Source organism: Streptomyces sp. NPDC088197, from assembly GCF_044741185.1.
Lineage (GTDB): Bacteria > Actinomycetota > Actinomycetes > Streptomycetales > Streptomycetaceae > Actinacidiphila.
In genome coordinates this window covers 402,859-426,275 of sequence record NZ_JBIUSD010000003.1, presented here as the reverse complement: position 1 = coordinate 426,275, position 23,417 = coordinate 402,859, and the positions used below count along the sequence as shown (strand labels likewise).

Genomic DNA, 23,417 nt, shown 5'->3' with positions numbered 1-23,417 from the left:
CCCTCGGCGCCTCCCGCCCGCGTACGACCGCGCCCTACGGCTGCGGCCGTACGCGGGCGGACTTGATCGCGGCGAGCACCGCCGCGGCGAAGGGCAGCGACTCGTGCACGGGTCCGTAGCCGAGGCCGAAGACGACGGCGGCCGGGTCCTGGTCGGCCTCGCCGGGCTGCTCCTGCCGGTCGGCGTCGCGGCGCAGCAGCCGCAGATGGCCGTGGAGGAGTTCGGGCGAGCGCCAGTCGAGGCCGCTGAGCTGTTCCACCGGGAAGCTCTGGTCGCCCGCTTTCCACTTCGCGGACGACGCGCCCGTCCAGAACCAGCGGAAACTGACGGTGCGGCCGTCGAACAGCGCCTTCGCGTCGTACGCCTTGAAGGAGCGCGGCGCCGCAGGTGGGGCCACGAGGAAACGTTCCGCCGGGCCGTCGTCGAGGCTGTGCCGCACCTGGGGGCCGAGCAGGGGGCGCAGCTCGTCCCGGTAGTACTCCGCGAGCGTCCGCGACTGCGCGGGCAGCACCAGACGGTACGGGTCCGCGCTCTCCTTGAGCTGGCCGCCGGCCGCCTCGATCACCGGATCGGCGCCGGGCCTGGGCAGCGCCCGCAGGACGACGGTGCCGCGCCGCCCGTCCAGCAGTTCGATCCCGTCCAGCGCCTCATGCGGAATCCGGCGTTCCCCGAGGGCCTGGAGAAACCTCACGCCCCGTACGCCTCTGCTGTACCGGATCACCACCGCTTCTGGTTCGAACTCCCATTCAGCGTTGTTTCCGGCCAGCACATCACCCATACGGGCCATCGTAAGCGGCCTCCCGCTTGGCGGTACCCCGTCAGGAACTATGCGCGTCCCGCGGCCTCGTCGAACTCCTTGACCAGGCGGCGCGGAGCCGTGCGGCGCCAGGCCTCGGTGAGGAGTTCCGCGAGCTCGTCCGGGTCGACGGAGTCCAGGGCGGCGCGCACCCAGCCGAAGCGGCCGACGTAGGGGGCGGGCGAGAAGGTGCCGGGGTCGGCGGCGATCAGCTCGGTCTGATCCTCCTTGGACGCCTTCAGCGACACATGGGCGCCGTCGGGGTTGCCCATGGCGAAGATCTTCTCGCCGACCCGGAAGGTGTGCTCGCTGCCCCAGGTGATCTGCCGGTGCGCCCGCGGCAGCGCCAGGGCGCTGTCCGCGAACTCCTCGAAGGTGGCCATGCGGCCAGCGTAGGGCGGCCCTGTGACAGCCCGCCCCCGCAGCCCGCCACCGGACGGGCCGAGGCCCGGCCCGGCCCTCAGGCGAGCCCCGAGGTGCAGCCCTCGTCCGCGTCCTGGCAGGCGACCGCCGCGTAGTTGCCCAGGGCGATCTGCGTGAAGTTGGCCAGGCTGGTGGTGCCGGGTGCGAAGTAGCCGGGGTGCCCGCTGGCTCCGGCGGCGCTGATCACCCGGGCGCCGAAGGAGTCGTTGACCGGGTCGGCGCCGTGGCCGAGCCCGGCGATCTCCAGGTGCGGCACATCGCTGATCCAGTCGGAGCTGTCCCGCGCCGCCCACACGTGCGCCGACGTGTGGAGCTGCGAGGCGCGCTGCACGCGCATGCCGGGACTGCCGAAGACCGTGATGTCGGAGACCGAGCGGCCCGGCAGGTCGGGGGCGGCCACCCCGCACAGCACCGAGCCGTAGGAGTGGCAGAAGAGCGACACCTCGGCGTGCTGCGGCAAGGCGCTGAGCAGCGCGTTCAATCGGGTGGCGCCGCGCTCGGCCATGTTGCCCGTCGAGGCGTCCAGGCCGAGCCCCGTCGGCGTGGTGTAGTCCGCCCACGCGATCACGGCCGTCCGCACGCCGGGGTCGGCGGCGCGCTCCGCGTCGTACAGCGCCGTCGCCATGCCGACCGGGGCCGCGTACGACTTGGTGGCGCGCTCGAACGTGAGCAGGTTGGTGTCGACGCCGGGGACGACGACGGAGACCCGCTTGGCGGCCTTCAGGTCGCCGAAGACCTCCGCGACCCGGCCGGAGCCCGTCGGGTCGAAGGAGAGGATCTGCCGGTGGCCGCTGAGCAGCGAGGTGTAGCGCGCGGCCCGCCGCGCCGCGTCGATCCGGCCCGCCACGGTGAACTGGTCGCTGTGCGAGCGCGCGGTCTCCGCGGTGCGGGCCTGCTCGATGGCCGCGTGGTTGGCCCGGTAGCGCAAGGTGAGCGGCGCGCCGTTGAGATTGCCGACGATCAGCGGGTACCGCTCGGTGAGCGCGAGCCGCTGGCCGCCGGTGAGCGACGCGAAGAAGCGCGCGATCGTCCGGGCGCCGCTGTCGGGGTCCGGCAGCTTGTGCGAGGCGATGGTGCCGTGCCGCCAGGACGACAGGGCGGCGGCCCGCGGGTCGCCGGCCCCGCCGGGGCGCAGCGCCGTCCAGCCGGTGGTCGCCAGCATGATGAAGACGACCGACAGGGCCAGCAGGGCGCGGATCGACATGGGGCTCAGTCGCGCTTCGAGAAGGCTCACTCGCAGATGCCTCGCGGATTCGTCCCGGGTTCAACCGGGCGGCGGGGATATGGGGGCGGGAGGTGGGGCGTCAGGTGCTGTGGGGCAGTACGTGCGGACAACGGCGTCCCTGGGCGCGGCTCCGCGGTCCAGCGTAGAAGACCCGGACGGGTGGCCGGGTCAAGGGTGAGTCAGATCACGTTTGGAAACGGAATGATCTGACCGGAGGTTACGCGGCTGCCGCCAGTCGGACGCACCCCCCGGTGACCGCCTCCCGCCGGAAGGCACTCACAAGGCGATACGCGGCCGGTAGGCGGCCTCCGCGCGGCATAGCGGTGCCCGCAGCGGGCAATCGAACCGGCAGGACCCGAGGACGGGACCCCGAGGAGGGAACCATGGCTCGACGTTTCGCCACGACCGAACGCTCCCGCGGCACCCGAGTCGAAGTGGAGCGCACCGGCGGCAGGCTCGGCATCATCGGAGTCATCAGCGCGGTCGTGGGCTTCTTCGTCCTGGGCATCGTGTTCGGCCCCGTGGCGGTCGTCTGCGGCTGGCTCGCGATGGGCCGCCGCTGGAGTGGCCGCAAACCCCTGCTGGCCCTGATCGCGCTGTTCCTCGGCGCGCTCGACACACTCATCGCGCTGCTCTACGTGGCCCAGTAGCCCCGCCCGCGCCGCGCGGGCGTACGAACGGCCTCCGGGCCGAGAGGGAGAGCCCTCTCGGCCCGGAGGCCGTTGTCGTGCGGAGCCCGGGCGAACCCGAGGCGGAGCCGAACTACGCGTCGCCGCCCGCCGCGCCCGGGTCGGCCGAGGCCACGTCCAGGAGCTGGTAGCGGTCGACGGCCTGCTTCAGCACGGACCGGTCGACCTTGCCGTCGCGGGCCAGCTCGGTGAGGACCGCCAGGACCACCGACTGCGCGTCGATGTGGAAGAAGCGACGGGCCGCGCCACGGGTGTCCGCGAAGCCGAAGCCGTCCGCGCCCAGCGAGGAGTACGTGCCGGGCACCCAGCGCGAGATCTGGTCGGGCACCGCCCGCATCCAGTCCGAGACGGCCACGAACGGCCCCTCGGCCCCGGACAGCTTGCGCGTCACGTACGGCACGCGCTGCTCCTCCTCCGGGTGCAGCAGATTGTGCTCCTCGATCGCGACGGCCTCGCGCCGCAGCTCGTTCCAGGACGTCGCGGACCATACGTCGGCCCGTACGTTCCAGTCCTCGGCGAGGATGCGCTGCGCCTCGACCGCCCACGGCACCGCGACACCCGACGCCATGATCTGCGCGGGGATCGTACCGGCCTCGCCGGTCTTGAAGCGGTAGATGCCCTTGAGGATGCCGTCCACGTCGACGTCCGCGGGCTCGGCCGGGTGCTGGATCGGCTCGTTGTAGACGGTGAGGTAGTAGAAGACGTCCTCGCCCGGCTTGCCGTCCGCGGTCTCGCCGTACATCCGGCGCAGACCGTCCTGCACGATGTGCGCGATCTCGTAGCCGAAGGCGGGGTCGTACGCGACGCAGCCGGGGTTGGTGGAGGCCAGGAGCTGCGAGTGGCCGTCCGCGTGCTGGAGGCCCTCACCGGTCAGCGTGGTGCGGCCCGCGGTCGCGCCCAGCACGAAGCCGCGCGAGAGCTGGTCGGCCATCTGCCAGAACTGGTCGCCGGTGCGCTGGAACCCGAACATCGAGTAGAAGACGTAGACCGGGATCAGCGGCTCGCCGTGCGTGGCGTACGCCGAGCCCGCCGCGATCAGCGACGCCGTACAGCCCGCCTCGGAGATGCCGTCGTGCAGCATCTGCCCGGTCGGCGACTCCTTGTACGCCAGCAGCAGCTCGCGGTCGACCGACTCGTACTGCTGACCCATCGGGTTGTAGATCTTCGCGCTCGGGAAGAACGCGTCCATGCCGAAGGTGCGGTACTCGTCGGGGGCGATCAGCACGAAGCGCTTGCCGATCTCCTTGTCCCGCATCAGGTCCTTCAGGACGCGGACGAACGCCATGGTGGTGGCGATCGACTGCTGGCCCGAGCCCTTCTTCGCGGTCGCGTACGTCTTCTCCGGCGGCAGCGGCAGCGGCTTGGCCCGCACCACGCGCGTGGGCACGTAACCGCCGCACGCCTTGCGGTGGTCGTGCATGTACTGGATCTCTTCGGAGTCCCGGCCGGGGTGGTAGTACGGCGGGTAGCCCTCGTCGAGCCGCTGGTCGGTGATCGGCAGGTGCAGCCGGTCGCGGAAGCGCTTGAGGTCGTCGACCGTCAGCTTCTTCATCTGGTGCGTCGCGTTGCGGCCCTCGAAGTTCGGACCCAGCGTCCAGCCCTTGATGGTCTGCGCGAGGATCACCGTCGGCTGGCCCTTGTGCTCCTTGGCCGCCGTGTAGGCCGCGAAGACCTTGCGGTGGTCGTGGCCGCCGCGCCCGAGGTGCAGGATCTGCTCGTCGGACATGCCTTCGACCATCTTGCGCAGCCGCTGGTCGTCGCCGAAGAAGTGCTCACGGATGTACGAACCGGTCTCGGTCGCGTACGTCTGGAACTGGCCGTCCGGGGTGGTGTTCATCTTGTTGACCAGCAGACCGTCGCGGTCCTGGGCCAGCAGCGGGTCCCAGGAGCGGTCCCAGATCAGCTTGATGACGTTCCAGCCGGCGCCGCGGAACTGCGACTCCAGCTCCTGGATGATCTTGCCGTTGCCGCGCACCGGGCCGTCGAGGCGCTGGAGGTTGCAGTTGACGACGAAGGTCAGGTTGTCCAGGCCCTCGCGGGCGGCGATCGAGAGCTGGCCGAGCGACTCCGGCTCGTCCATCTCGCCGTCGCCGAGGAACGCCCACACGTGCGACGTGGAGGTGTCGGCGATGCCGCGCGCCTCCATGTAGCGGTTCATCCGGGCCTGGTAGATCGCGCCCAGCGGGCCGAGGCCCATCGAGACGGTCGGGAACTCCCAGAAGTCCGGCATCAGCCGCGGGTGCGGGTAGCTGGAAAGGCCGTTCGGCGCCTTCGACTTCTCCTGGCGGAAGGCGTCGAGCTGCGCCTCGCTCAACCGGTCGAGCAGGAAGGCGCGGGCGTAGATGCCGGGGGAGGCGTGGCCCTGGAAGAAGATCTGGTCGCCGCCGAGGCCGTCGTCCTTGCCGCGGAAGAAGTGGTTGAAGCCCACGTCGTAGAGCGAGGCGGAGGAGGCGAAGGTGGCGATGTGGCCGCCGACGCCGATCCCGGGACGCTGGGCGCGGGAGACCATGACCGCCGCGTTCCACCGGGTGGCGTTGAGGATCTTGCGCTCGATCTCCTCGTTGCCCGGGAAGAACGGCTCGTCCTTGGTGGCGATGGTGTTCACGTAGTCGGTGCTGCGCATCTCGGGCACCGCGACGCGCTTCTCGCGCGCGCGCTCGATGAGGCGGAGCATCAGATAGCGGGCCCGCTCACGGCCGCGCTCGTCGATGGCCGCATCGAGCGAGTCGAGCCATTCCGCCGTCTCCTCGGGATCGAAATCCGGGACCTGGCTGGGAAGGCCGCCAATGATGATCGGGTTGCGATCGGATCCGGAAGCCACGCTGTTCCTTCGCTGCTAGGTGGAGCTCTGCTGGGTCGCGCCGCCTCCATCGTGTACCGCGTCGTTCGATACGTCATCTCTACCGAGCGGTAACCGCAGCTCATGAGCCGCGCGGCCCCAGGGCCGGTGGTCGGCCGGGAGCCTCCCGGCCTGAGGTTGGGGGAGGCCAAACCTGAACTCTACGCCCAGTCGCTCGTACGACCGACTCGCGGCTCCAATCACGCACAACACCGGCAAACCGCCGTGATGTGCGTCACCATTGAGTGTGCGGGTTGCGGTGACACGGTCGAATCGTCACCGTTTCGACGGTCTCGTACGCCGGGTACTTGCGCGATCCGCCCAGCCCGTGTGGACTACCGCCAATAACCCGCACAGGCGCGGGCAGATTTTCCCCATGACAGGAGGCAAAGCGTGAGCGCGACCGCGGACCACGCGGAGGAGCGGACCAACCCGGCGAGCCGGCTTGGTTTCGAGCCCGGACAGGTGGTCCAGGAGCTCGGGTACGACGAGGATTGCGACCAGGAGCTTCGAGAGGGTATCGAGGAGCTCACGGGCGAGGAGCTCGCCGATGAGGAGTACGACGACGTGCCCGACGCCGTCCTGCTGTGGTTCCGCGAGGACGACGGCGACCTCACCGACGCACTCGTCGACGCCACGTCGACGGTCGACCCCGGCGCCCCGATCTGGCTCATGACCCCGAAGACCGGGCGTGACGGCCACGTCGAGCCCAGCGAGATCGGAGAGGCCGCGCAGACCGCGGGCCTCGCCCAGACCAGCAGCGTCAACGCCGCCAAGGACTGGACCGGCAGCCGTCTCGTGACACCCAAGACGGCCCGCGCGGGGAAGCGGTAGCTTTCCCGGCACCGGCGGCCCGCCGCAGGGGTTGCGCCCCGCGGCCGTCCGCCGCCCGTCACACGCTGGCCGCGCGGTTCCCCGCGCCCCCTCGGGGGAGCGGGGAACCGCGCGCTTGGCCCACCCTGTGTCGCGGCCCTGCGGCGGTCGCGACGGCCGCGCCGGGTCCCGCGCCTCCCCCGAGAAGGGACGCCCGCGCGATGAGCGAGATCAGCGCAGCCCACGAGATCCCCGCGGTCGGCGCCCCGGCACCCGACTTCGCCCTGCCCGACCAGCACGGCCGTACCGTGCGCCTGGCCGACTTCCGCGGCCGGAAGAACGTCGTGCTGCTCTTCTACCCCTTCGCCTTCACCGGCGTGTGCACCGGCGAGCTGTGCGCGCTGCGCGACGAGCTGCCCGCGTTCCAGAACGCGGACGTGCAACTGCTCGCCGTCTCCTGCGACTCGATGCACTCGCTGCGGGTCTTCGCCGACCAGGAGGGCCTGGACTACCCGCTGCTGTCCGACTTCTGGCCGCACGGCGCGGTCTCCCGCGCCTACGGCGTCTTCGCCGAGGACAAGGGCTGCGCCCTGCGCGGCACCTTCGTCATCGACAAGGAGGGCACCGTGCGCTGGACCGTCGTCAACGGGCTGCCGGACGCCCGCGATCTTCACGACTACGCAAAGGCGCTCGAATCGCTGTAGACCTCGGGAACCCGTCACTAAGCTCGGCACGTTGATCCGGCACCAGCGCAGGATCTGTGCACGCGTACGCCACGCACACAGCACGCACGAACCGATTTGGGAGGACTCGTGGGAGTCAGCCTCAGCAAGGGTGGCAACGTCTCGCTGACCAAGGAGGCGCCGAATCTCACGGCCGTCGTCGTCGGTCTGGGCTGGGACGCCCGCACCACCACCGGCAACGACTTCGACCTCGACGCGAGCGCGCTGCTCACCAGCGACCAGGGCAAGGTGCTCTCCGACGCGCACTTCGTCTTCTTCAACAACCTCACCAGCCCCGACGGCTCCGTGGTGCACACCGGTGACAACCTCACCGGTGAGGGCGAGGGCGACGACGAGGTCATCAACGTGAATCTGGCCGGTGTCCCGGCCGATGTCGCGAAGATCGTCTTCCCCGTCTCCATCTACGAGGCCGAGAGCCGCCAGCAGAGCTTCGGCCAGGTGCGCAACGCCTACATCCGGGTGCTCAACGCGGCGGACCAGCGCGAGCTGGCCCGCTACGACCTGACCGAGGACGCCTCGACCGAGACCGCCATGGTCTTCGGCGAGCTGTACCGGCACGGCGCGGAGTGGAAGTTCCGCGCCATCGGCCAGGGCTACGCCTCGGGACTGCGCGGCATCGCCCAGGACTTCGGCGTCAACGTCTGATCGCGGTGCGGCGCCCGGCCACCGGGCGCCGCCCGTCCCTGGCGGACCCAGGACCCAGGGCCCACCCAGCACCCAGGACCCACCCAGCACACCCTGCGACGGGGAGGAACGAAACACGATGGGCGTCACGCTCGCCAAGGGAGGCAATGTCTCCCTCTCCAAGGCCGCGCCGAATCTCACCAAGGTGCAGATCGGTCTCGGCTGGAGTTCCCGCTCGACCACCGGAGCCGACTTCGACCTGGACGCCAGCGCGCTGCTCTGCGGCAACGGCCGGGTCCTGGGAGACGAGTTCTTCGTCTTCTACAACAACCTCAAGAGCCCGGAGGGCTCTGTCGAGCACACCGGCGACGAACTGGTCGGCGGCACCGGCGGTGACGACGAGACGATCCTGGTGGACCTGAGCCTCGTCCCCGAGCGCGTCGACAAGATCGTCTTCCCGGTCTCGATCTACGACGCCGACGCCCGTTCCCAGACCTTCGGCCAGGTCAGCAACGCGTACATCCGGGTGCTCAACCAGGCGGACGGCGCCGAACTGGCCCGTTACGACCTGACCGAGGACGCCTCGACCGAGACCGCGATGATCTTCGGCGAGCTCTACCGCTACAGCGGCGAGTGGAAGTTCCGTGCGGTAGGTCAGGGGTACGCCTCCGGACTGCGCGGCATCGCCCTAGACTTCGGGGTCAACGTTTCGTAAAGCCGCGTACCTCGCGGGGGTCCTCGTGATCATCAGGGAAATAGGTAGGTAGCTCGTGCTCCTCAGAACATTCGGCTGGTCGTTCGGCATCACTGCCGCCGGCCTCGCCCTGGCCGGCGTCCTCTGGGGCTGGAAGGGCCTGGCCATTGTCGCGATCCTGTCGGTCCTCGAGATCTCACTCTCGTTCGACAACGCGGTGATCAACGCGGGCATCCTCCGCAAGATGAATGCCTTCTGGCAGAAGATGTTCCTCACCATCGGCGTGCTGATCGCCGTCTTCGGCATGAGGCTCGTCTTCCCGATCATCATCGTCGCCATCACGGCCAAGCTCAGTCCGTGGGAAGCGGTCAGGGTCGCGATCAACGACCACGACCGCTACGAGGCGCTGGTCACCGGCGCGCACCCGGCGATCGCCGCCTTCGGCGGCATGTTCCTGCTGATGATCTTCCTCGACTTCATCTTCGAGGAGCGGGAGATCACCTGGCTGGGCTGGCTGGAGAAGCCGCTGGCCAAGGTCGGCAAGCTGGACATGCTCTCCGTCGTGGTCGCGCTGGTCGCGCTGCTCGTCGCCGCCACCACCGTCGCCACCGGCGTCCCGCTGCACGGCGGTCACGGCACCATCGACAAGGGCGAGACGGTGCTGCTGGCGGGCGTCGGCGGCCTGCTCACGTATCTCATCGTCGGCGGTGTCTCCAGCTTCTTCGAGGAGCGGCTGGAGGACGACGACGAGGACGGCGCGGACGACGAGGACGGCGCGGAAGCGGGCGGAGCGGAGCCCGTCGCGGCGAAGAGCGGCAACGGCGTCAGCACCGGACAGGTCGTGGGCCTGGCGGGCAAGGCCGCGTTCTTCATGTTCCTCTACCTCGAAGTCATCGACGCGTCCTTCTCCTTCGACGGTGTCGTCGGCGCCTTCGCGGTCAGCAACGACATCTTCGAGATCGCGCTGGGTCTCGGCATCGGCGCGATGTACATCAGGTCGCTGACCGTCTTCCTGGTCCGCAAGGGCACCCTGGACGACTACGTCTACCTGGAGCACGGCGCGCACTACGCGATCGGCGCGCTGGCCGTCATCCTGCTCGTCACGATCAAGTACGACGTCAGCGAGGTCATCACCGGTCTGGTCGGCGTGGTGCTGATCGCCGCTTCGTACTGGTCCTCGGTGGTACGCAACCGCCGACTCGGGGAAGACTCCGGGCAACCGGACGGTGACAAGGACGACGACAAGGCGGAAGTCGCGAGCGGGGTCTGACCCCGGTCGCGCCAGCGCTGCCCCCGCCGTCCGGCGGGGGCAGCCTCATGTCAGGGGAGGGCGAGGGCAGATGGCCTGGTGGAGTTTTCTGCGGCCGAGCGGCGGGCAGCAGTTCGACGTCGCGAACGCGCACACCGTGGAACTCACCAAGCGGCACCCGATGGTGTCGCTGACCAAGCAGGGAGCGGCCGTCGGCAACCTCCGGGTCAACCTCTCGTGGTCGATGCGGACATCCGACACCGGTGGCTGGGCCACCTCCAACGGCGGGTTCTTCCGCCGCCAGCTCGACGTCTTCAAACCGCGTGTGGTGCAGGCGGCCGGACCCGCCATGGTCAATGTCGACCTCGACCTGGCCTGCATGTACGAACTGGCCGACGGCAGCAAAGGAGTTGTCCAGCCGCTCGGCAATCTGCTGGGCGACCTGGACGCGCCGCCGTACATCCAGATGAGCGGCGACGACCGGTTCGGCGGCACCTCGGGCGAGACGCTGTACATCAACTTCGACAAGCGGGACGAATTCCGGCGGCTGCTGGTCTTCGTCTACATCTACGACGGCACGCCCGCCTTCGACCGCACGCACGCGAAGGTCGAGATCTTCCCGACCTCGGGCCCGCGCATCGAGATCCCGCTCAACGAGCGGGAGCCGCAGGCCCGTTCGTGCGCCGTCGTGCTGATCGAGAACCGCAAGGGCGAGCTGGTCGTGCGCCGCGAGGTCAGGTACGTCTACGGTTTCCAGGCCGAGATCGACCGGCTCTACGGCTGGGGCCTCCAGTGGGGCCGCGGCTACAAGTCCAAGGTCTGACCGCGTCCGGCGCGCTGTCCGCGCGGGTCAGCTGCCCGACTGGAACTGGGGTCCCTGCGGCGGCAGTTGGAAGCCGCCGTCGTTGGCGGCGGCGGCCACCGGCTGCGGGTAGCCGTACGCCGGGTAGCCCTGCTGCGGCTGCTGGTGGACCGCGGGGGCCGTGGTGGCCGCCACGGGCTGCGGGTAGCCGTAGGCGGGCTGTGCGGGCACGTGGCCGGGCGAGGGAGCCTGGAGCGGGTATCCGTACGCACTGGTGGGCGCGGGCTCCGGCTCCTGGGCGTACGGCGCGGTCTGCTGGGACACCGGCCCGGCCGTGGGCGGCGCCGCCGGGGAGACGGTGGGCGGCGCGGTCGTGGCCGGTACGGCGGTACGGTCGGAGTCGCCGCCCTCGACGTCGTCCACCGCGATGCCGAATTCGGTGGCCACGCCGACCAGACCGGTGTCGTACCCCTGGCCCAGGGCGCGGAATTTCCAGCCGCCGTCCTTGCGGTAGATCTCGCCGCAGTTCAGGGCGGTCTCGTAGCCGGTGTCGGGGCGCACCTCGAAGGTGATGACGGGCGCGTGCTGCGGCCCCGTGGTGTCGTAGAGGAGCACGCACAGGTCCTGGACCTGCGCGAAGGGGCCGCCGTCGCAGGAGGCGACGATCACGACGCGGTCCACGTCGGAGCCGAGGGCGGCCAGGTCGACCTCGACGGTGTCGGTCAGGCTGCCGGAGACGCGTTTCTTGGGCAGGTGACGGGCGAGCCCCGAGGGGTGGCGCGGTTCGTTGTAGAAGACGAAGTCGGCGTCGGAACGGACCTTGCCGTTGGAACCGAGCAGCAGCACGGAGGCGTCAACATCGGGGGAACCGGACGCCGGGGTCCAGCGCAGTACCGCCCGGATTCCGGGGGCGTCCAGTGGGGTGTTCGAGCCCTTCACCATCACGTGCGTCATACCGGTCATCCTGCCCTCCCCGTGGCGTGCGCCACAACGCCGGGCGGGACGGTCACGCGGTGGACCCGCCGCGGTTACCTGTTTTTCACGTGTGGAGGGAACCTCTACCCCATGCTCGCACGTACGATAATCGGCCAGATATCATCGGGCTCACTACCTCGAAATGGGGCGTATGCGACACTTCGGGCACCTCGCTCCTGAAGCCAGGAGCGAACTGTTTCACCGCGAGCCGCAGGAGTTCACTGCCGACTCGCCCGCACGCATGCTCGCGGTCGCCCTCGGCGCCACCCTCTACAGCCCCGCCACCCGCCCGCAGCTCGCGGACGACGTGGTGAAGCAGGCCGCCCGGGGTGTGGTGTCGATGGTCCTGTGCCTGGAGGACTCCATCGACGACCGCGACGTCGTCGCAGGTGAGGCCAATCTCGTCCGGCAGTTCGCCGATCTCGCGACCCGGCCGGAGGCGGCGCTTCCGCTGCTGTTCATCCGGGTCCGCACGCCCGCGCAGATCACCGACCTGGTGACACGGCTCGGCCGCACCGTGGAACTGCTGTCCGGATTCGTGCTGCCCAAGTTCACCGAGGAGACCGGCGTCCCCTTCCTGGAGGCCATGGCACACGCGGAGGCCGCCAGCGGGCGGCGCCTTTTCGCCATGCCCGTACTGGAGTCCCCGCAGCTCCTGCACCTGGAGAGCCGGGTCGAGACGCTCTACGGGATATCCAGGACGGTCGACAAATACCGCGAGCGGGTGCTCGCCCTGCGCCTGGGCGTCACCGACTTCTGCTCCTCCTACGGCCTGCGCCGCGCCCCCGCGATGACCGCCTACGACGTGCAGATCGTCGCCTCGGTGATCGCCGACGTGGTCAACGTCCTCGGCCGCGCCGACGGCAGCGGCTTCACCGTGACGGGACCGGTCTGGGAGTACTTCAGGCACCACGAGCGGATGTTCAAGCCGCAACTGCGCCGCAGCCCCTTCACCCCCGAGGCCGAGGACCTGCGCGACACCCTCATCGAGCGCGACATGGACGGACTGCTCCGCGAGATCGAGCTGGACCGCGCCAACGGCCTCCAGGGCAAGACCTGCATCCACCCCACCCACGTGCCCGTCGTGCACGCGCTGAGCGTCGTCACGCACGAGGAGTTCTGCGACGCGGCCGACATACTCGACGAGGACCGCTCCGGCGGCGGCGTCATGCGGTCCGCGTACACCAACAAGATGAACGAGGTGAAGCCGCACCGCGCCTGGGCGGAGCGCACCATGCGCCGCGCCGAGGTTTTCGGCGTCGCCCAAGAGGACATCGGCTTCGTGGAACTGCTCGCGGCGAGCCTGCCGCAGTCCTGAGCGCGGTCCCGGAACAGCCTCCAGCGCAGTCCTGAGCACGGCCAGGCGCCGCGCCCAGCCCTGAGCACGGCCCCCGCGCCGCGCTCGCACCGAACGGAAGAGAAGCACCGCATGGCAACGCACACGCCCTGGCCGGGCCAGTGGGTCGCGGACCGGCTGGGCATCGGCCTGGTGGGCGAGGGCCTGCACGGAGTGCTCGGCCTCGCGCTGCGCCGCAACCCCAAGCGCGCCCACCTGCTGGTCTCCAACATCCTCGGCAAGCACGTCCCGCAGGACCCGCGAGCGGTCTACGGCTCCGCGTACGCGCTCGGCGAGCGGGTCCGCGACCTGCTCGGCCCGGACGCGGTCGCCGACGCCGTGGTCCTCGGCTACGCCGAGACCGCGACAGGGCTCGGCCACTGCGTCGCCGACGGCGTCGGCGGTGTGCCGTACCTGCACTCCACCCGGCGCGAGGTCGCGGGCGTCGCGGCGGGCGGCGGCTTCCAGGAGGAGCACAGCCACGCCACCGGGCACCTGCTGCTCCCCGAGGACCCGGCGCTGCTGGCGGGCAGCGGCCCGCTGGTCCTGGTCGACGACGAGTTCTCCACCGGCCAGACCATCCTCAACACCATCCGTGACCTGCACGGACGCCACCCGCGTGAGCGGTATGTGGTGGTCGCCCTCACCGACATGCGGTCCGCCGCCGACCAGGCGCGGCTGGAGGACTTCGCGGCGGAACTCGGCGCCCGCGTGGACGTCGTCGCCCTGGTCGCGGGGGCCGTCACGCTCCCCGAGGGCGTGCTGGAGCGCGGACAGGCCCTGGTGGCCGCCCACGAGACGCCGCCGCCCGCGCCCGCCGACTACTACGACCTCACGCACGTCGAGCTGGACTGGCCGGCCGGGGTGCCGGACGGCGGCAGGCACGGCTTCCTGCCCGAGCACCGCGCCGCCCTGGAGGCCGCGCTGCCCGCGATGGGACAGCGGCTGGCCGCCGCGCTCCCGCCCGGCGCCCGCCGCGTCCTCGTCCTCGGCAACGAGGAGCTGATGTACGCCCCGCTGCGGCTGGCGGAGGCGCTGCGACGGCACACCGCCGCAGCGGACGCGGGCCTTGAGGGCCTGGGGCGGCACACCGCCGCAGCGGACGCGGGCCTTGGGGGCTCGCGGGCGGCCCCTGGCGGCGCTCTCGATGTGCGCTACTCCACCACCACCCGCTCGCCGGTGCTGGCCGTCGACGACCCCGGCTACGCCATCCGCAGCCGGATCGTGTTCCCCGCCCACGACGAGCCCAGCGACGGCCCCGGCGACCGGTACGCGTACAACGTGGCGGGCGCGGGCTTCGACGCGGTCGTCTGCGTCATCGACTCCGCGGGCGAGACCCCCGAGCTGTACGGGCCCGGCGGCCTGATCGCCCAGCTCGCCGCGCACACCGACCGCGTACTGGTCGCCGTCGTCCCCACCTACCGGCCGCGGCCCCGGCTGCACGCCCGGTTGCGGTCCCGGCTCACCGCCGGAACCGAGTCCCGTCCCCGACCGAACGGACACGCCGCACCGATGAGCCCCGCCCCTGTGAGCGCCACCGCCCGACCGCTGCCCGAGCCCCTGCGCGGCCCCGCCTTCTCGTCGTACGCGGCGGACGAGGTCGGCTGGCTGCTCAAGGACCTGTCGGAGGTCGAGCTGGAAGCGCCGACCGAGGAGCGCGAGGAGGCCATCCAGAGCGGCGGCGCGCACTACGCCGAGTCGCTGCCCGTCGAGTACCAGCCGAGCGCCGCGTACCAGGACCTGTTCAAGGCCGCCCTCGACGGCTCCGCCGAACGCATCGCGCGCGCGGTCGGCGCCGTCACCGAACTCGTGCTCGCCGAGCGCGGCCCGGACGCCGTCCTGGTCTCGCTGGCCCGCGCGGGCACCCCGGTCGGCGTGCTGATGCGCCGCTGGGCCCGGCACGCGCACGGCCTGGACCTGCCGCACTACGCCGTCTCCATCGTCCGCGGCCGGGGCATCGACCGCAACGCGCTGAGCTGGCTGGCCGCCCACCACGACGCGGCGAACGCCGTGTTCGTCGACGGCTGGACGGGCAAGGGCGCCATCACCCGCGAACTGGCCGAAGCCGTCAAGGACTTCGACGGCGAAGGCGTCTTCGACCCGGACATCGCGGTGCTCGCCGACCCCGGCGGCTGCGTGTCCACCTACGGCACCCGCGACGACTTCCTGATCCCCTCCGCGTGCCTCAACTCCACGGTCTCCGGCCTCATTTCGCGCACCGTGCTGCGCGCCGACCTGACCGGGCCCGACGACTACCACGGCGCGAAGTTCTACCGCGAGCTGGCGGGCGCCGACGTCTCCGGGCTCTTCCTCGACACCGTCACCGCCGCCTTCGACCGGGTCGGCGACGCCGTCGCCGAGGACGTCAAGTCGCTGCGCTCCGCCGACCGTTCACCCACCTGGGCGGGCTGGGCCGCGGTCGAGCGGATCAGCGAGGAGTACGGCATCGGCGACGTGAACCTCGTCAAGCCCGGCGTCGGCGAGACCACCCGCGTGCTGCTGCGCCGGGTGCCCTGGAAGATCCTCGCCCAGCGCGGCGTCGGCGCCGACCTCGACCACGTCCGCCTGCTGGCCGCACAGCGCGGCGTACCGGTCGAGGAGGTGGACGGACTGCCGTACTCCTGCGTGGGTCTCATCCACCCCCGCTACACCCGAGGGGCCACCGGGACCGACGGCAAGGCGGTGGACGCGAAGTGAGTACCCGTCAGAACCGCACGCTGGTCGCCAGCGACCTCGACCGCACCCTGATCTACTCCACGGCGGCGCTCGCCCTCACCATGGCCGACGAGCACGCGCCGCGCCTGCTCTGCGTCGAGGTGCACGAGGCCAAGCCGCTGTCCTACATGACCGAGACCGCCGCCGCGCTGCTGGTGCGACTCGCCGCGGAGGCCGGGCAGTTCGTGCCCTCCACCACCCGCACCCGCAAGCAGTACCGCCGGATCAGCCTGCCCGGACCCCAGCCGCGGTACGCCATCTGCGCCAACGGCGGCCACCTCCTGGTCGACGGCCGCACCGACCACGACTGGAACGCCGAGATCCGCCGTCGTCTCGCCGACGGCTCCGCGCCGCTGGACGAGGTACGCGCCCACCTCGCCGCCACCGCCGACCCCGCGTGGCTGCGCAAGGAGCGCATCGCGGAAGACCTCTTCGCCTACCTCGTGGTCGACCGCGAACGCCTCCCCGCCGGCTGGGTCAAGGAACTCGCCGCCTGGGCCGAACCCCGCGGCTGGACCGTCTCCCTCCAGGGCCGCAAGATCTACGCCGTGCCGCTGCCGCTCAGCAAGTCCGCCGCCCTCGCCGAGGTCGTCCGCCGCACCGGCGCCGACCGCGTCCTCGCCGCCGGCGACTCCCTCCTCGACGCCGATCTGCTCCTCGCCGCCGATGAGGGCTGGCGCCCCGGCCACGGCGAGCTGGCCGACTCCGGCTGGACCGCCCCCCACGTCACCGGCCTCCCCACGGTCGGCGTCGCCGCCGGCGAAGAGATCATCCTGCGGATGCGCAACGCCCTCTAACGCCGCCCCCGCCCAGGGCCTTGTTTTTAGGGGCGCGGGGCTGGTGCGCTGCCGTCGCGCAGGGCCCTGTTTTTTTGGGGGTGCGGGGCTGGTGCGCTGGCGTTGCGCAGGGCCTGTTTTTTAGGGGCGCGGGGAACTGCGCGACCAGCCCCCACCGGGTTGTCAGCCCGGAAACAACAGCATCTGCCCCGCTGAGGCCGGTTTTCGAAGGCGCACCACCGCCGTGGCTGAGCGCGCAGTTCCTCGCGCCCCCAAAAAAGCGCGTGGCCGGCGCCCCGGCGGAGAGGAACCGCTCCGGGGCCCGGGGTCAGTGCCCCGGGGCCACCACCCGGGTGCAATAGGCGCGGGAGCGCTCTACGCGTCGCGCGTTGGGCCGCTCGCTCGCAGCGATAAAGGCCCGGGCCTCCAGCTCGCTGCGGCCCCCGCGCACGTGCCGTCGCAGCAGCCGCCGCTCACGCAGCTGACGCGGCGCGTCGACGTACCAGAGCTCGTCCAGCAGGTCACGGACCTGCCCCCACCCGGCACCGTCGTCGGCGAGGTAATTGCCCTCGGTGACCACGAGCCGGACACCGGGCGCGACGACCAGCCCGGCGGCCACCGGCTCGTCCAGGCGCCGGTCGAAGTCGGGCGCGTAGACCGGGTGTTGACGGTCACCGCGCAGCCGCCGCAGCAAGTGGACGTAGCCGTCCACGTCGAACGTCTCGGGCGCGCCCTTGCGGTCCCGCAGCCCCAGCCGGTCCAACTGCGCGTTGGACAGATGGAACCCGTCCATCGGCACATACGCGGCCGTCCCCGCGCCCACCCGGTCGTTCACCCCGGACACCAGCCGCCGCGCCAGAGTCGACTTCCCGGCGGCCGGGGCGCCCGCCAGCCCCAGCAGAGCCCTCCGGCCTGGAATGCTGGGGACCAAGGCGACCGCGTCATCCACGAGCATTCCGTCACCCTAGGGCCCGGACGGGCCCTGAGCGCCGCACCAGGGAGAAGACCCTTGTCCGAAACGAAGAACCCGCAGCTCACACCCGAGCTCTACGGATACGTCCTCGCGCACAACCCGCCGCTGGACGCCGTCCAGCGGGAACTGGTCGAGACCACGCACGCCCGCCTCGCCGATGTGGCCGGGCTCCAGACCGCTGAGGAGCAGGGCCCGCTGCTGGCCTTCCTCGTCCGCCTGACCGGCGCCAAGCAGATCGTGGAGGTCGGCACCTTCACCGGTTTCTCGACCCTGTCGATGGCCCAGGCCCTGCCCGCCGACGGCAGGCTCATCGCCTGCGACGTCTCCGAGGAGTGGACCGCCGTCGGCCAGGACGCCTGGGCCAAGGCGGGCGTCGCCGACCGCGTCGACCTGCGGATCGCCCCGGCCATCGACACGCTCAAGGCGCTGCCCGGCGGCCAGTGGATCGACCTGGTGTTCCTGGACGCCGACAAGGGGTCCTACACCGACTACTGGGAGGAGCTGGTGCCGCGCATGAACCCCGGCGGCCTGCTCGTCGTCGACAACACGCTCTTCCACGGCGAGGTCGTGGACGAGGACGCGACCGGCGGCGCCGCGGCCATCCGCGCGTTCAACGACCACGTACGCGCGGACGACCGGGTGGACGATGTCCTGCTCACCGTCGCGGACGGCCTGACGCTGGCTCGTAAGAAGTAGTCACTCCGGCAGGACCGTCACGGGGTCAGTGCTGCGGCAGTCCGCGGGGAGGCGGCCGCCGGGTGGTCACCGCCGCCCGGGCCTCCTCCTCGCGGGCTGCCTGCTCGGGGTGGCGCTTGCGCCAGTACGGATTGTCGTGCGGCAGCCCGCCGGTCACCCGCCCGTACATGCCGAAGAACATCAGCATCACGCCGACCGCGAAGCTGAACAGCACGTTCGACATCTTGAACGCCAGAAGGTTGCTGCCGGTGTCCAGCAGGGCGAGATTGACGAACCCGCTGAGCAGGAAGGCGACGCCGACGACGATGTTGAGGGTCGAGGCGAAGTTGCCGCCCTTCACCATCCCGGCGAAGAGCAGCACGCCGATGACGATGGAGATCGTGCTGAGCGCGCCGTTGGAGTTCAGCCCGGCGATCCGGTCGCCCGCCTTGGACAGGAACGACACGCCGTTGAGGAGTCCGAGGATCCCGAAGACGACCAGGATCAGGCCCATCAGACCGGCGCCGAAGCGGTACATCTGGCTCAGCTTGTGGTCCACGGGCAGATGATCGTCGAGTCGCATATGACCGGCCTCCTTCGCTGAAGGGGAATCGAGGCCGCCGCTCCTCCAGGATAGGCCGGGGTCCGGAATCCGGCGCTCCGCGCGGGTCACCCTGGGTCACGGGCCGGCGGCAGGGGGCTTCCGGCAGCGGGCGGCAGTGCGCGAAGTCCGGCGCATCGTTCCCGGACCCCGGCGACGCCGGGTGACCTGTGGATGAACGCCCTCCGCGGGCCGCGTCCCCGCTACCCTGGGCCCATGCCTCGCTACGAGTACCGCTGCAAGACCTGTGGCTCCACCTTCGAGCTGCGCCGCCCCATGTCCCAGTCGGACGCCCCGACCGTCTGCCCCAAGGGTCACGACGACACCGTGAAGCTGCTCTCGACGGTCGCGGTCGGCTCCTCGTCGTCCTCGTCCTCGTCGTCGGCCGGTCCCGCCCCGGCGAGCGGCAACGGCGGCGGCGGATGCTGCGGTGGCGGCTGCTGTAGCTGAACGGACGGGACGGGGGTCAGTACGGGCGGCGGTCGGATCGTACGTATGCCGGTCCGGCTGTACGAACGCCGGTCCGGTCGTATGAACGCCGGTCCGGCCGCACCGCCGGTCGCCGGAGCAGGAGACCGGCCAGGGGTGCTCAGCGCCCGGCCGCGCGGTCCTCACGGATGTTGGCCACCACGCGGTTCGCGGTCTCGCGCACCGCGGCGGTCTCGGTGAGGAACGCCCAGTAGTCCGGGTGCCTGCCCTCCAGCGCGGCCACCGCGCGGTCGAGGCGCGCCACCGCGTCGTCCAGCGGGCGGGCGTGCCGCGGCTCCGGCGTCGAACGCCCCTGCATGGCCAGCCGCTGCGCGTCCCGGATCGCGAAGCGGGTCTTCTCGACCTCGCCCTTCGGGTCCTTGCTCACCTCGTTGAGCTGCCGCAGCCGGTCACCGGCCGCGGACACCGCGCCCTCCACGTCGTCCATCAGCGCCCTGACCGTCGCCAGCCGTGACGTGGCGTCCGGCCAGCGCTGCTCGTCCCGCGCCTTGCGCGCCTCGGCCAGCGCCGTCTCCGCCTGCCGTACCGCCTGCGCGGCCCGCTCGGGCACCTGCTGGAGGTCCTGCCAGCACGCCAGCGAGAACCGCCGCCGCAATTCGCTGAGCACCGGGTCCACGCCCTCGGCCCGCGTCGCCAGCGCCTGCACCCGCGTGCGCAGCGACACCAGCCGCTTGTCCATCTCCCTGGCCTGCTCGGGCAGCCGCTCCGCCTCGGTCCGCACCGCGTCCGCCTTGCGGCGCACATCGTCGGCCCGCTGGACGGTCTCCTGCACGCCGTGTTTGCTCGCGCCCTCGTTCAGCCTGGTCAGCTCGGGTGCCAGCGCGGCCAGCCGGGCCGCGAGGTCGTCCGCCTTCAGCCCGACCGCGCGGACCCCGTCCAGCGCGTTCGTCGCCGCCAGCAGCGACTGCTTGGCCCGCTCCACGGCGGGCGCCAGCCGGGCGAGTTGCGTCTCCGCCTTGCCGAGCAGCGGCGCGAGACCCGCGGAGAAACGCTCCAGCTCGGTCTTGGCCCTGTCCAGCTCGTCCTTGGCCTTCGTCAGCTCGGTGCGCGCCCGCGCCGCCGTGCCCGCGTCCAGCTCGTCCCGGTCGATGTCGTGCGCGTCCACGGTGTTGATGTAGGCCGCGCTCACCTGGTCGATGCGCTCGCCCAGCGACCGGAATCCGGCCAGCGCCCGGCGCGCCTCGGGGGAGTCGTCCACCGCCGAGATCGTCTCTATCGAGATCTCCAGATCGCGCTGCGCCGTGTCCAGCTCGTAGAACGCCTGTGACGCGGCGTCCTTCGCCGCCTGCGCCTCCGCACGGTGATTGTCGCCGCGTCGCCACCACGAACGTGCCGTCGTCACCGTGACACTCTCTCCCCGCAGATCGCCGCCGACCACCGTCGGACCCATCCTCCCACCAGGCCGCCCCGAACACACCGCCCGGTCCCCACGGCCCCGTGGTTGCTGATCACGCCCCAGGGCAGGGTAACCTGTGACGTCGAACTCACCGAGGGCGTGTAGCTCAGTGGTAGAGCGCCGCCCTTACAAGGCGGATGTCGGCGGTTCGAAACCGTCCACGCCCACCCTCGGAAGACCCCGGGCCCCTGTCCAGCGTCCTTGGACAGGGGCCTCTTCCCTGTCCCGCTCCGTGTGCCGCCCTGGCCCCTGCTGTTCGAGGCGGCGAAGACGGCACTCCCCGATCACCTGCGCTGACACCGGGCCGGGGACACCGGCCGACCGGCCCGCGTCCGTACTCCCGTGGATGTAACGGCGCGGCCCGTACCGCCCGCGGGGGTACGGCGATGTCCGCCGCTGGCGCGACGTTCCGTGGCTGTCACGCCTTGACGATGGAGGCGATCAGTCGTTCGTCGCAAGGGGAGGCCGGGATGAGGACCGCGGAGCAGGTCAGCGGGGTACGTGACGGGGGCGCCGCGCCGCCGGGCGCAGGGGCGGGCGGGGGCCGGGCGCGGAAGCTGCCGTGGCTGATGCTCGCGCTGTGGGTCGGGGTGCTGGCGGTCGCGATACCGCTGTCCGCCAGGCTCGGTGACGTCCAGCGCGACAGCGTCGTGGACTACCTGCCGAACAGCGCGGACTCCACGCGGGCGGCCAAGATCCAGGCGTCGCTGCCCGGCGGCGAGACGACCGACATCGTCGTGGTCTACCACCGCGACGGCGGCCTCACCGCGGCCGACCGGGCCACCGCCGCGCGGCAGACCGCCGAGATCGCCCGTGCGAACCGGCTCACCGGGGACGCCCCGCGGGCCGTGCCGTCCAAGGACGGCACCACGCTGATGTACCCGATGTCGACCACGGCGCCGGGCCAGGACTCCCAGGCCAGAACCGACTTCGTGGACGGGGTCAGGGACGTCGCCAAGGGCGGCTCGGGGCTGACGGTGAAGGTCGGCGGACAGGGCGCCCTGGACACCGACAGCGCGGAGGTCTACAGCGCGCTCGGCGGCCCGCTCCTCTACACCACGGTCCTCGTCGTCGCCGTCCTGCTGATCCTCATCTACCGCAGCCCCGTGCTGTGGCTGATCCCGCTGATCTGCGCGGGCGCCGCCGACGTGCTGTCGATGGCGGTCACCTACGGCCTCAACCAGGCGTTCGGCGTGACCGTCAGCGGCCAGAGCTCCGGTGTGATGACCATCCTCGTCTTCGGCGTCGGCACGGACTACGCGCTGCTGCTCGTGGCCCGCTACCGCGAGGAACTGCGCCGCACCGAGCGCCCGTACGACGCCATGCGCACCGCCCTGCGCAAAGCCGCGCCCGCGGTCCTGGCCTCCGCGGGCACCGTCGCCGCGGGCATGCTCTGCCTGCTGGCCGCGGACCTCAACAGCAGCCGGGGCATGGGCCCGACGGCCGCCGTGGGCGTCGTCTGCGCGCTGCTCGCCATGGTGACGCTGCTGCCCGCCGTCCTCGTCGTCCTCGGCCGCCGCGTGTTCTGGCCGCTGATCCCCGCCCACGGCAGCGAGCCGAAGCAGCGGCGCGGCGCCTTCGTCGCGATCGGCGACGGCGTCGGCCGCAGGCCGGTCGCGGTGCTCGTCGGCGGTGTGCTGCTGCTCGGCGCCCTCGCCGTCGGCGTGCTCAACCTGCCCGGCAGCGTCAAGCAGCAGGACATGTTCAGCAGCGAGCCCGACGCGATCACCGCCATGCGGATTCTCGGCGCGGCCTACCCCGACCAGGGCAGCCGTCCCGTCGCCGTCATCGCGCCCGCCGACCGCGCCGAGGCCGCGCGGGCCGCCGCCCGCTCCACCCGAGGCGTCACCGACGTGCGCGCCGGGCGCACCGCCGACGGCTGGAGCGAATTCTTCGTCACCACCGCGGGCCCGCCGCAGACCGCGGCCGAGACCGCCACCATCAAGGCCCTGCGCGCCGGACTCCCCGGCTCCTACGTCGGCGGCCCCAGCGCCCAGCAGCTCGACCTCCAGCACACCAACCAGCGCGACCGCGGCATCGTCATCCCGATCACCCTCGCCGCCGTCCTGCTCATCCTCGTCCTCCTGCTGCGGTCCCTCGTCGCGCCGCTGCTGCTCGTCGCCGCGGTCGTCGCCGTCTGGGGCGCCGCCCTGGGCATCGGCGGCCTCGTCTTCGGCCCGGTCCTCGGCTTCCACGGCACCGATCCAGGACTCGCGCTGCTCTCCTTCGTCTTCCTCGTCGCCCTCGGCGTCGACTACGGCATCTTCCTCATGCACCGCATGCGCGAAGAGGCGCTCAACGGCGCAGGCCCACGCGAAGCCACCCTCGGCGCACTCCACTCCACGGGCGGCGTCATCACCTCGGCCGGTGTCGTCCTGGCCGCGACCTTCTCCGTCCTGATGAACATGCCTCTCGTCCAGCTCGCGGAACTCGGCTTCGTCATCGCGGTGGGCGTCCTGCTCGACACCTTCCTCGTCCGCACCTTCCTGGTGACCTCGGCCGCGCTGCTGCTGCGCCGCCGGGTCTGGTGGCCCGGCGCCCTGAGCCGCCCGGCGCCGGGCGAACGGGGGTGAGCCCGCGAGGG

Annotated in this window: 21 protein-coding genes and 1 tRNA gene; 14 read left to right on the top strand and 8 right to left on the bottom strand. The window is 71.5% G+C overall.

The genetic code is table 11. From position 1 onward, the window contains the following. Positions 1–34: 34 nt before the first annotated feature. The 3 genes from ACIOC1_RS10350 to ACIOC1_RS10340 all read right to left on the bottom strand — a co-directional run bounded on the left by ACIOC1_RS10350 (position 35) and on the right by ACIOC1_RS10340 (position 2,423). The gene (locus ACIOC1_RS10350) at positions 35–787 is read right to left on the bottom strand and encodes a DUF4429 domain-containing protein (RefSeq protein ID WP_391047353.1); all 753 of its coding nucleotides are present in this window, start codon (positions 785–787) and stop codon (positions 35–37) included. Between the two features lie 38 nt (positions 788–825). Further along, the gene (locus tag ACIOC1_RS10345) at positions 826–1,179 is read right to left on the bottom strand and encodes an MmcQ/YjbR family DNA-binding protein (RefSeq protein WP_355344822.1); all 354 of its coding nucleotides are present in this window, start codon (positions 1,177–1,179) and stop codon (positions 826–828) included. Between the two features lie 77 nt (positions 1,180–1,256). Further along, positions 1,257–2,423 carry an alpha/beta hydrolase gene (locus ACIOC1_RS10340; RefSeq protein WP_355344870.1) on the bottom strand — a complete coding sequence of 389 codons (1,167 nt, stop codon included), beginning with the start codon at positions 2,421–2,423 and terminating at the stop codon, positions 1,257–1,259. Between the two features lie 404 nt (positions 2,424–2,827). On the opposite strand from ACIOC1_RS10340, the gene ACIOC1_RS10335 reads away from it, so the two are divergent. Next, positions 2,828–3,094: a small hydrophobic protein gene (locus tag ACIOC1_RS10335; RefSeq protein WP_355344825.1), complete on the top strand. Its 267-nt coding sequence runs from the start codon at positions 2,828–2,830 to the stop codon at positions 3,092–3,094. Between the two features lie 112 nt (positions 3,095–3,206). Here the strand turns inward: ACIOC1_RS10335 and aceE are convergent, their stop codons facing one another. Next, entirely contained in the window at positions 3,207–5,954 is a 2,748-nt protein-coding gene (gene aceE / locus ACIOC1_RS10330) for a pyruvate dehydrogenase (acetyl-transferring), homodimeric type (protein ID WP_355344828.1), read from the bottom strand. Between the two features lie 411 nt (positions 5,955–6,365). Here aceE and ACIOC1_RS10325 point away from each other — a divergent pair, with 411 nt between their 5' ends. From ACIOC1_RS10325 to ACIOC1_RS10300, 6 genes are all read left to right on the top strand, one after another. Then, positions 6,366–6,806, top strand: a complete 441-nt coding sequence (locus ACIOC1_RS10325; RefSeq protein WP_188285110.1) for a DUF3052 domain-containing protein — start codon at positions 6,366–6,368, stop codon at positions 6,804–6,806. Positions 6,807–7,006: 200 nt separating this feature from the next. Further along, positions 7,007–7,489, top strand: a complete 483-nt coding sequence (locus ACIOC1_RS10320) for a redoxin domain-containing protein (protein WP_391047347.1) — start codon at positions 7,007–7,009, stop codon at positions 7,487–7,489. A gap of 108 nt (positions 7,490–7,597) precedes the next feature. Further along, positions 7,598–8,173, top strand: coding sequence for a TerD family protein (locus ACIOC1_RS10315; RefSeq protein WP_188285108.1), 576 nt, complete (start codon positions 7,598–7,600; stop codon positions 8,171–8,173). A 118-nt stretch (positions 8,174–8,291) separates the two neighbouring features. Beyond that, on the top strand, positions 8,292–8,867 hold the full coding sequence (locus ACIOC1_RS10310; RefSeq protein ID WP_355349942.1) for a TerD family protein: 576 nt from the start codon (positions 8,292–8,294) through the stop codon (positions 8,865–8,867). A gap of 55 nt (positions 8,868–8,922) precedes the next feature. Beyond that, a complete protein-coding gene (locus ACIOC1_RS10305; RefSeq protein ID WP_401304272.1) occupies positions 8,923–10,116 on the top strand; it encodes a DUF475 domain-containing protein in 1,194 nt (397 codons plus the stop codon). Positions 10,117–10,186: 70 nt separating this feature from the next. Then, positions 10,187–10,918 (top strand): Tellurium resistance, encoded by a 732-nt coding sequence (locus ACIOC1_RS10300; RefSeq protein ID WP_391047344.1) that lies wholly within the window; start codon positions 10,187–10,189, stop codon positions 10,916–10,918. Positions 10,919–10,945: 27 nt separating this feature from the next. On the opposite strand, the gene ACIOC1_RS10295 is transcribed toward ACIOC1_RS10300, so the two are convergent. After that, positions 10,946–11,860 carry a TerD family protein gene (locus ACIOC1_RS10295; RefSeq protein WP_355349950.1) on the bottom strand — a complete coding sequence of 305 codons (915 nt, stop codon included), beginning with the start codon at positions 11,858–11,860 and terminating at the stop codon, positions 10,946–10,948. Between the two features lie 163 nt (positions 11,861–12,023). Here ACIOC1_RS10295 and ACIOC1_RS10290 point away from each other — a divergent pair, with 163 nt between their 5' ends. From ACIOC1_RS10290 to ACIOC1_RS10280, 3 genes are all read left to right on the top strand, one after another. Continuing rightward, positions 12,024–13,190, top strand: a complete 1,167-nt coding sequence (locus tag ACIOC1_RS10290; RefSeq protein ID WP_401853219.1) for an HpcH/HpaI aldolase/citrate lyase family protein — start codon at positions 12,024–12,026, stop codon at positions 13,188–13,190. Between the two features lie 111 nt (positions 13,191–13,301). Beyond that, positions 13,302–15,905, top strand: a complete 2,604-nt coding sequence (locus ACIOC1_RS10285; RefSeq protein WP_401853216.1) for a phosphoribosyltransferase — start codon at positions 13,302–13,304, stop codon at positions 15,903–15,905. Next, the gene (locus ACIOC1_RS10280) at positions 15,902–16,720 is read left to right on the top strand and encodes an HAD family hydrolase (protein WP_391047340.1); all 819 of its coding nucleotides are present in this window, start codon (positions 15,902–15,904) and stop codon (positions 16,718–16,720) included. Before ACIOC1_RS10285 ends, ACIOC1_RS10280 begins: the two co-directional genes overlap by 4 nt. Before the next feature lie 307 nt (positions 16,721–17,027). Here ACIOC1_RS10280 and ACIOC1_RS10275 read toward each other — a convergent pair whose 3' ends face one another. After that, on the bottom strand, positions 17,028–17,654 hold the full coding sequence (locus ACIOC1_RS10275; RefSeq protein WP_401853215.1) for a nucleoside/nucleotide kinase family protein: 627 nt from the start codon (positions 17,652–17,654) through the stop codon (positions 17,028–17,030). A 54-nt stretch (positions 17,655–17,708) separates the two neighbouring features. Between ACIOC1_RS10275 and ACIOC1_RS10270 the strand changes: the two genes are divergently transcribed. Next, the gene (locus ACIOC1_RS10270; protein ID WP_355349965.1) at positions 17,709–18,368 is read left to right on the top strand and encodes an O-methyltransferase; all 660 of its coding nucleotides are present in this window, start codon (positions 17,709–17,711) and stop codon (positions 18,366–18,368) included. A 25-nt stretch (positions 18,369–18,393) separates the two neighbouring features. On the opposite strand, the gene ACIOC1_RS10265 is transcribed toward ACIOC1_RS10270, so the two are convergent. Then, a complete protein-coding gene (locus ACIOC1_RS10265) occupies positions 18,394–18,930 on the bottom strand; it encodes a DUF4383 domain-containing protein (protein ID WP_401304258.1) in 537 nt (178 codons plus the stop codon). Between the two features lie 234 nt (positions 18,931–19,164). On the opposite strand from ACIOC1_RS10265, the gene ACIOC1_RS10260 reads away from it, so the two are divergent. Then, positions 19,165–19,398: an FmdB family zinc ribbon protein gene (locus ACIOC1_RS10260; RefSeq protein WP_391047336.1), complete on the top strand. Its 234-nt coding sequence runs from the start codon at positions 19,165–19,167 to the stop codon at positions 19,396–19,398. Between the two features lie 139 nt (positions 19,399–19,537). Here ACIOC1_RS10260 and ACIOC1_RS10255 read toward each other — a convergent pair whose 3' ends face one another. After that, positions 19,538–20,779: a hypothetical protein gene (locus ACIOC1_RS10255; protein ID WP_355349974.1), complete on the bottom strand. Its 1,242-nt coding sequence runs from the start codon at positions 20,777–20,779 to the stop codon at positions 19,538–19,540. Between the two features lie 149 nt (positions 20,780–20,928). Between ACIOC1_RS10255 and ACIOC1_RS10250 the strand changes: the two genes are divergently transcribed. Next, positions 20,929–21,000, top strand: a tRNA-Val gene (locus ACIOC1_RS10250). Positions 21,001–21,402: 402 nt separating this feature from the next. After that, positions 21,403–23,406, top strand: a complete 2,004-nt coding sequence (locus tag ACIOC1_RS10245; RefSeq protein ID WP_401853641.1) for an MMPL family transporter — start codon at positions 21,403–21,405, stop codon at positions 23,404–23,406. Positions 23,407–23,417: the final 11 nt, after the last annotated feature.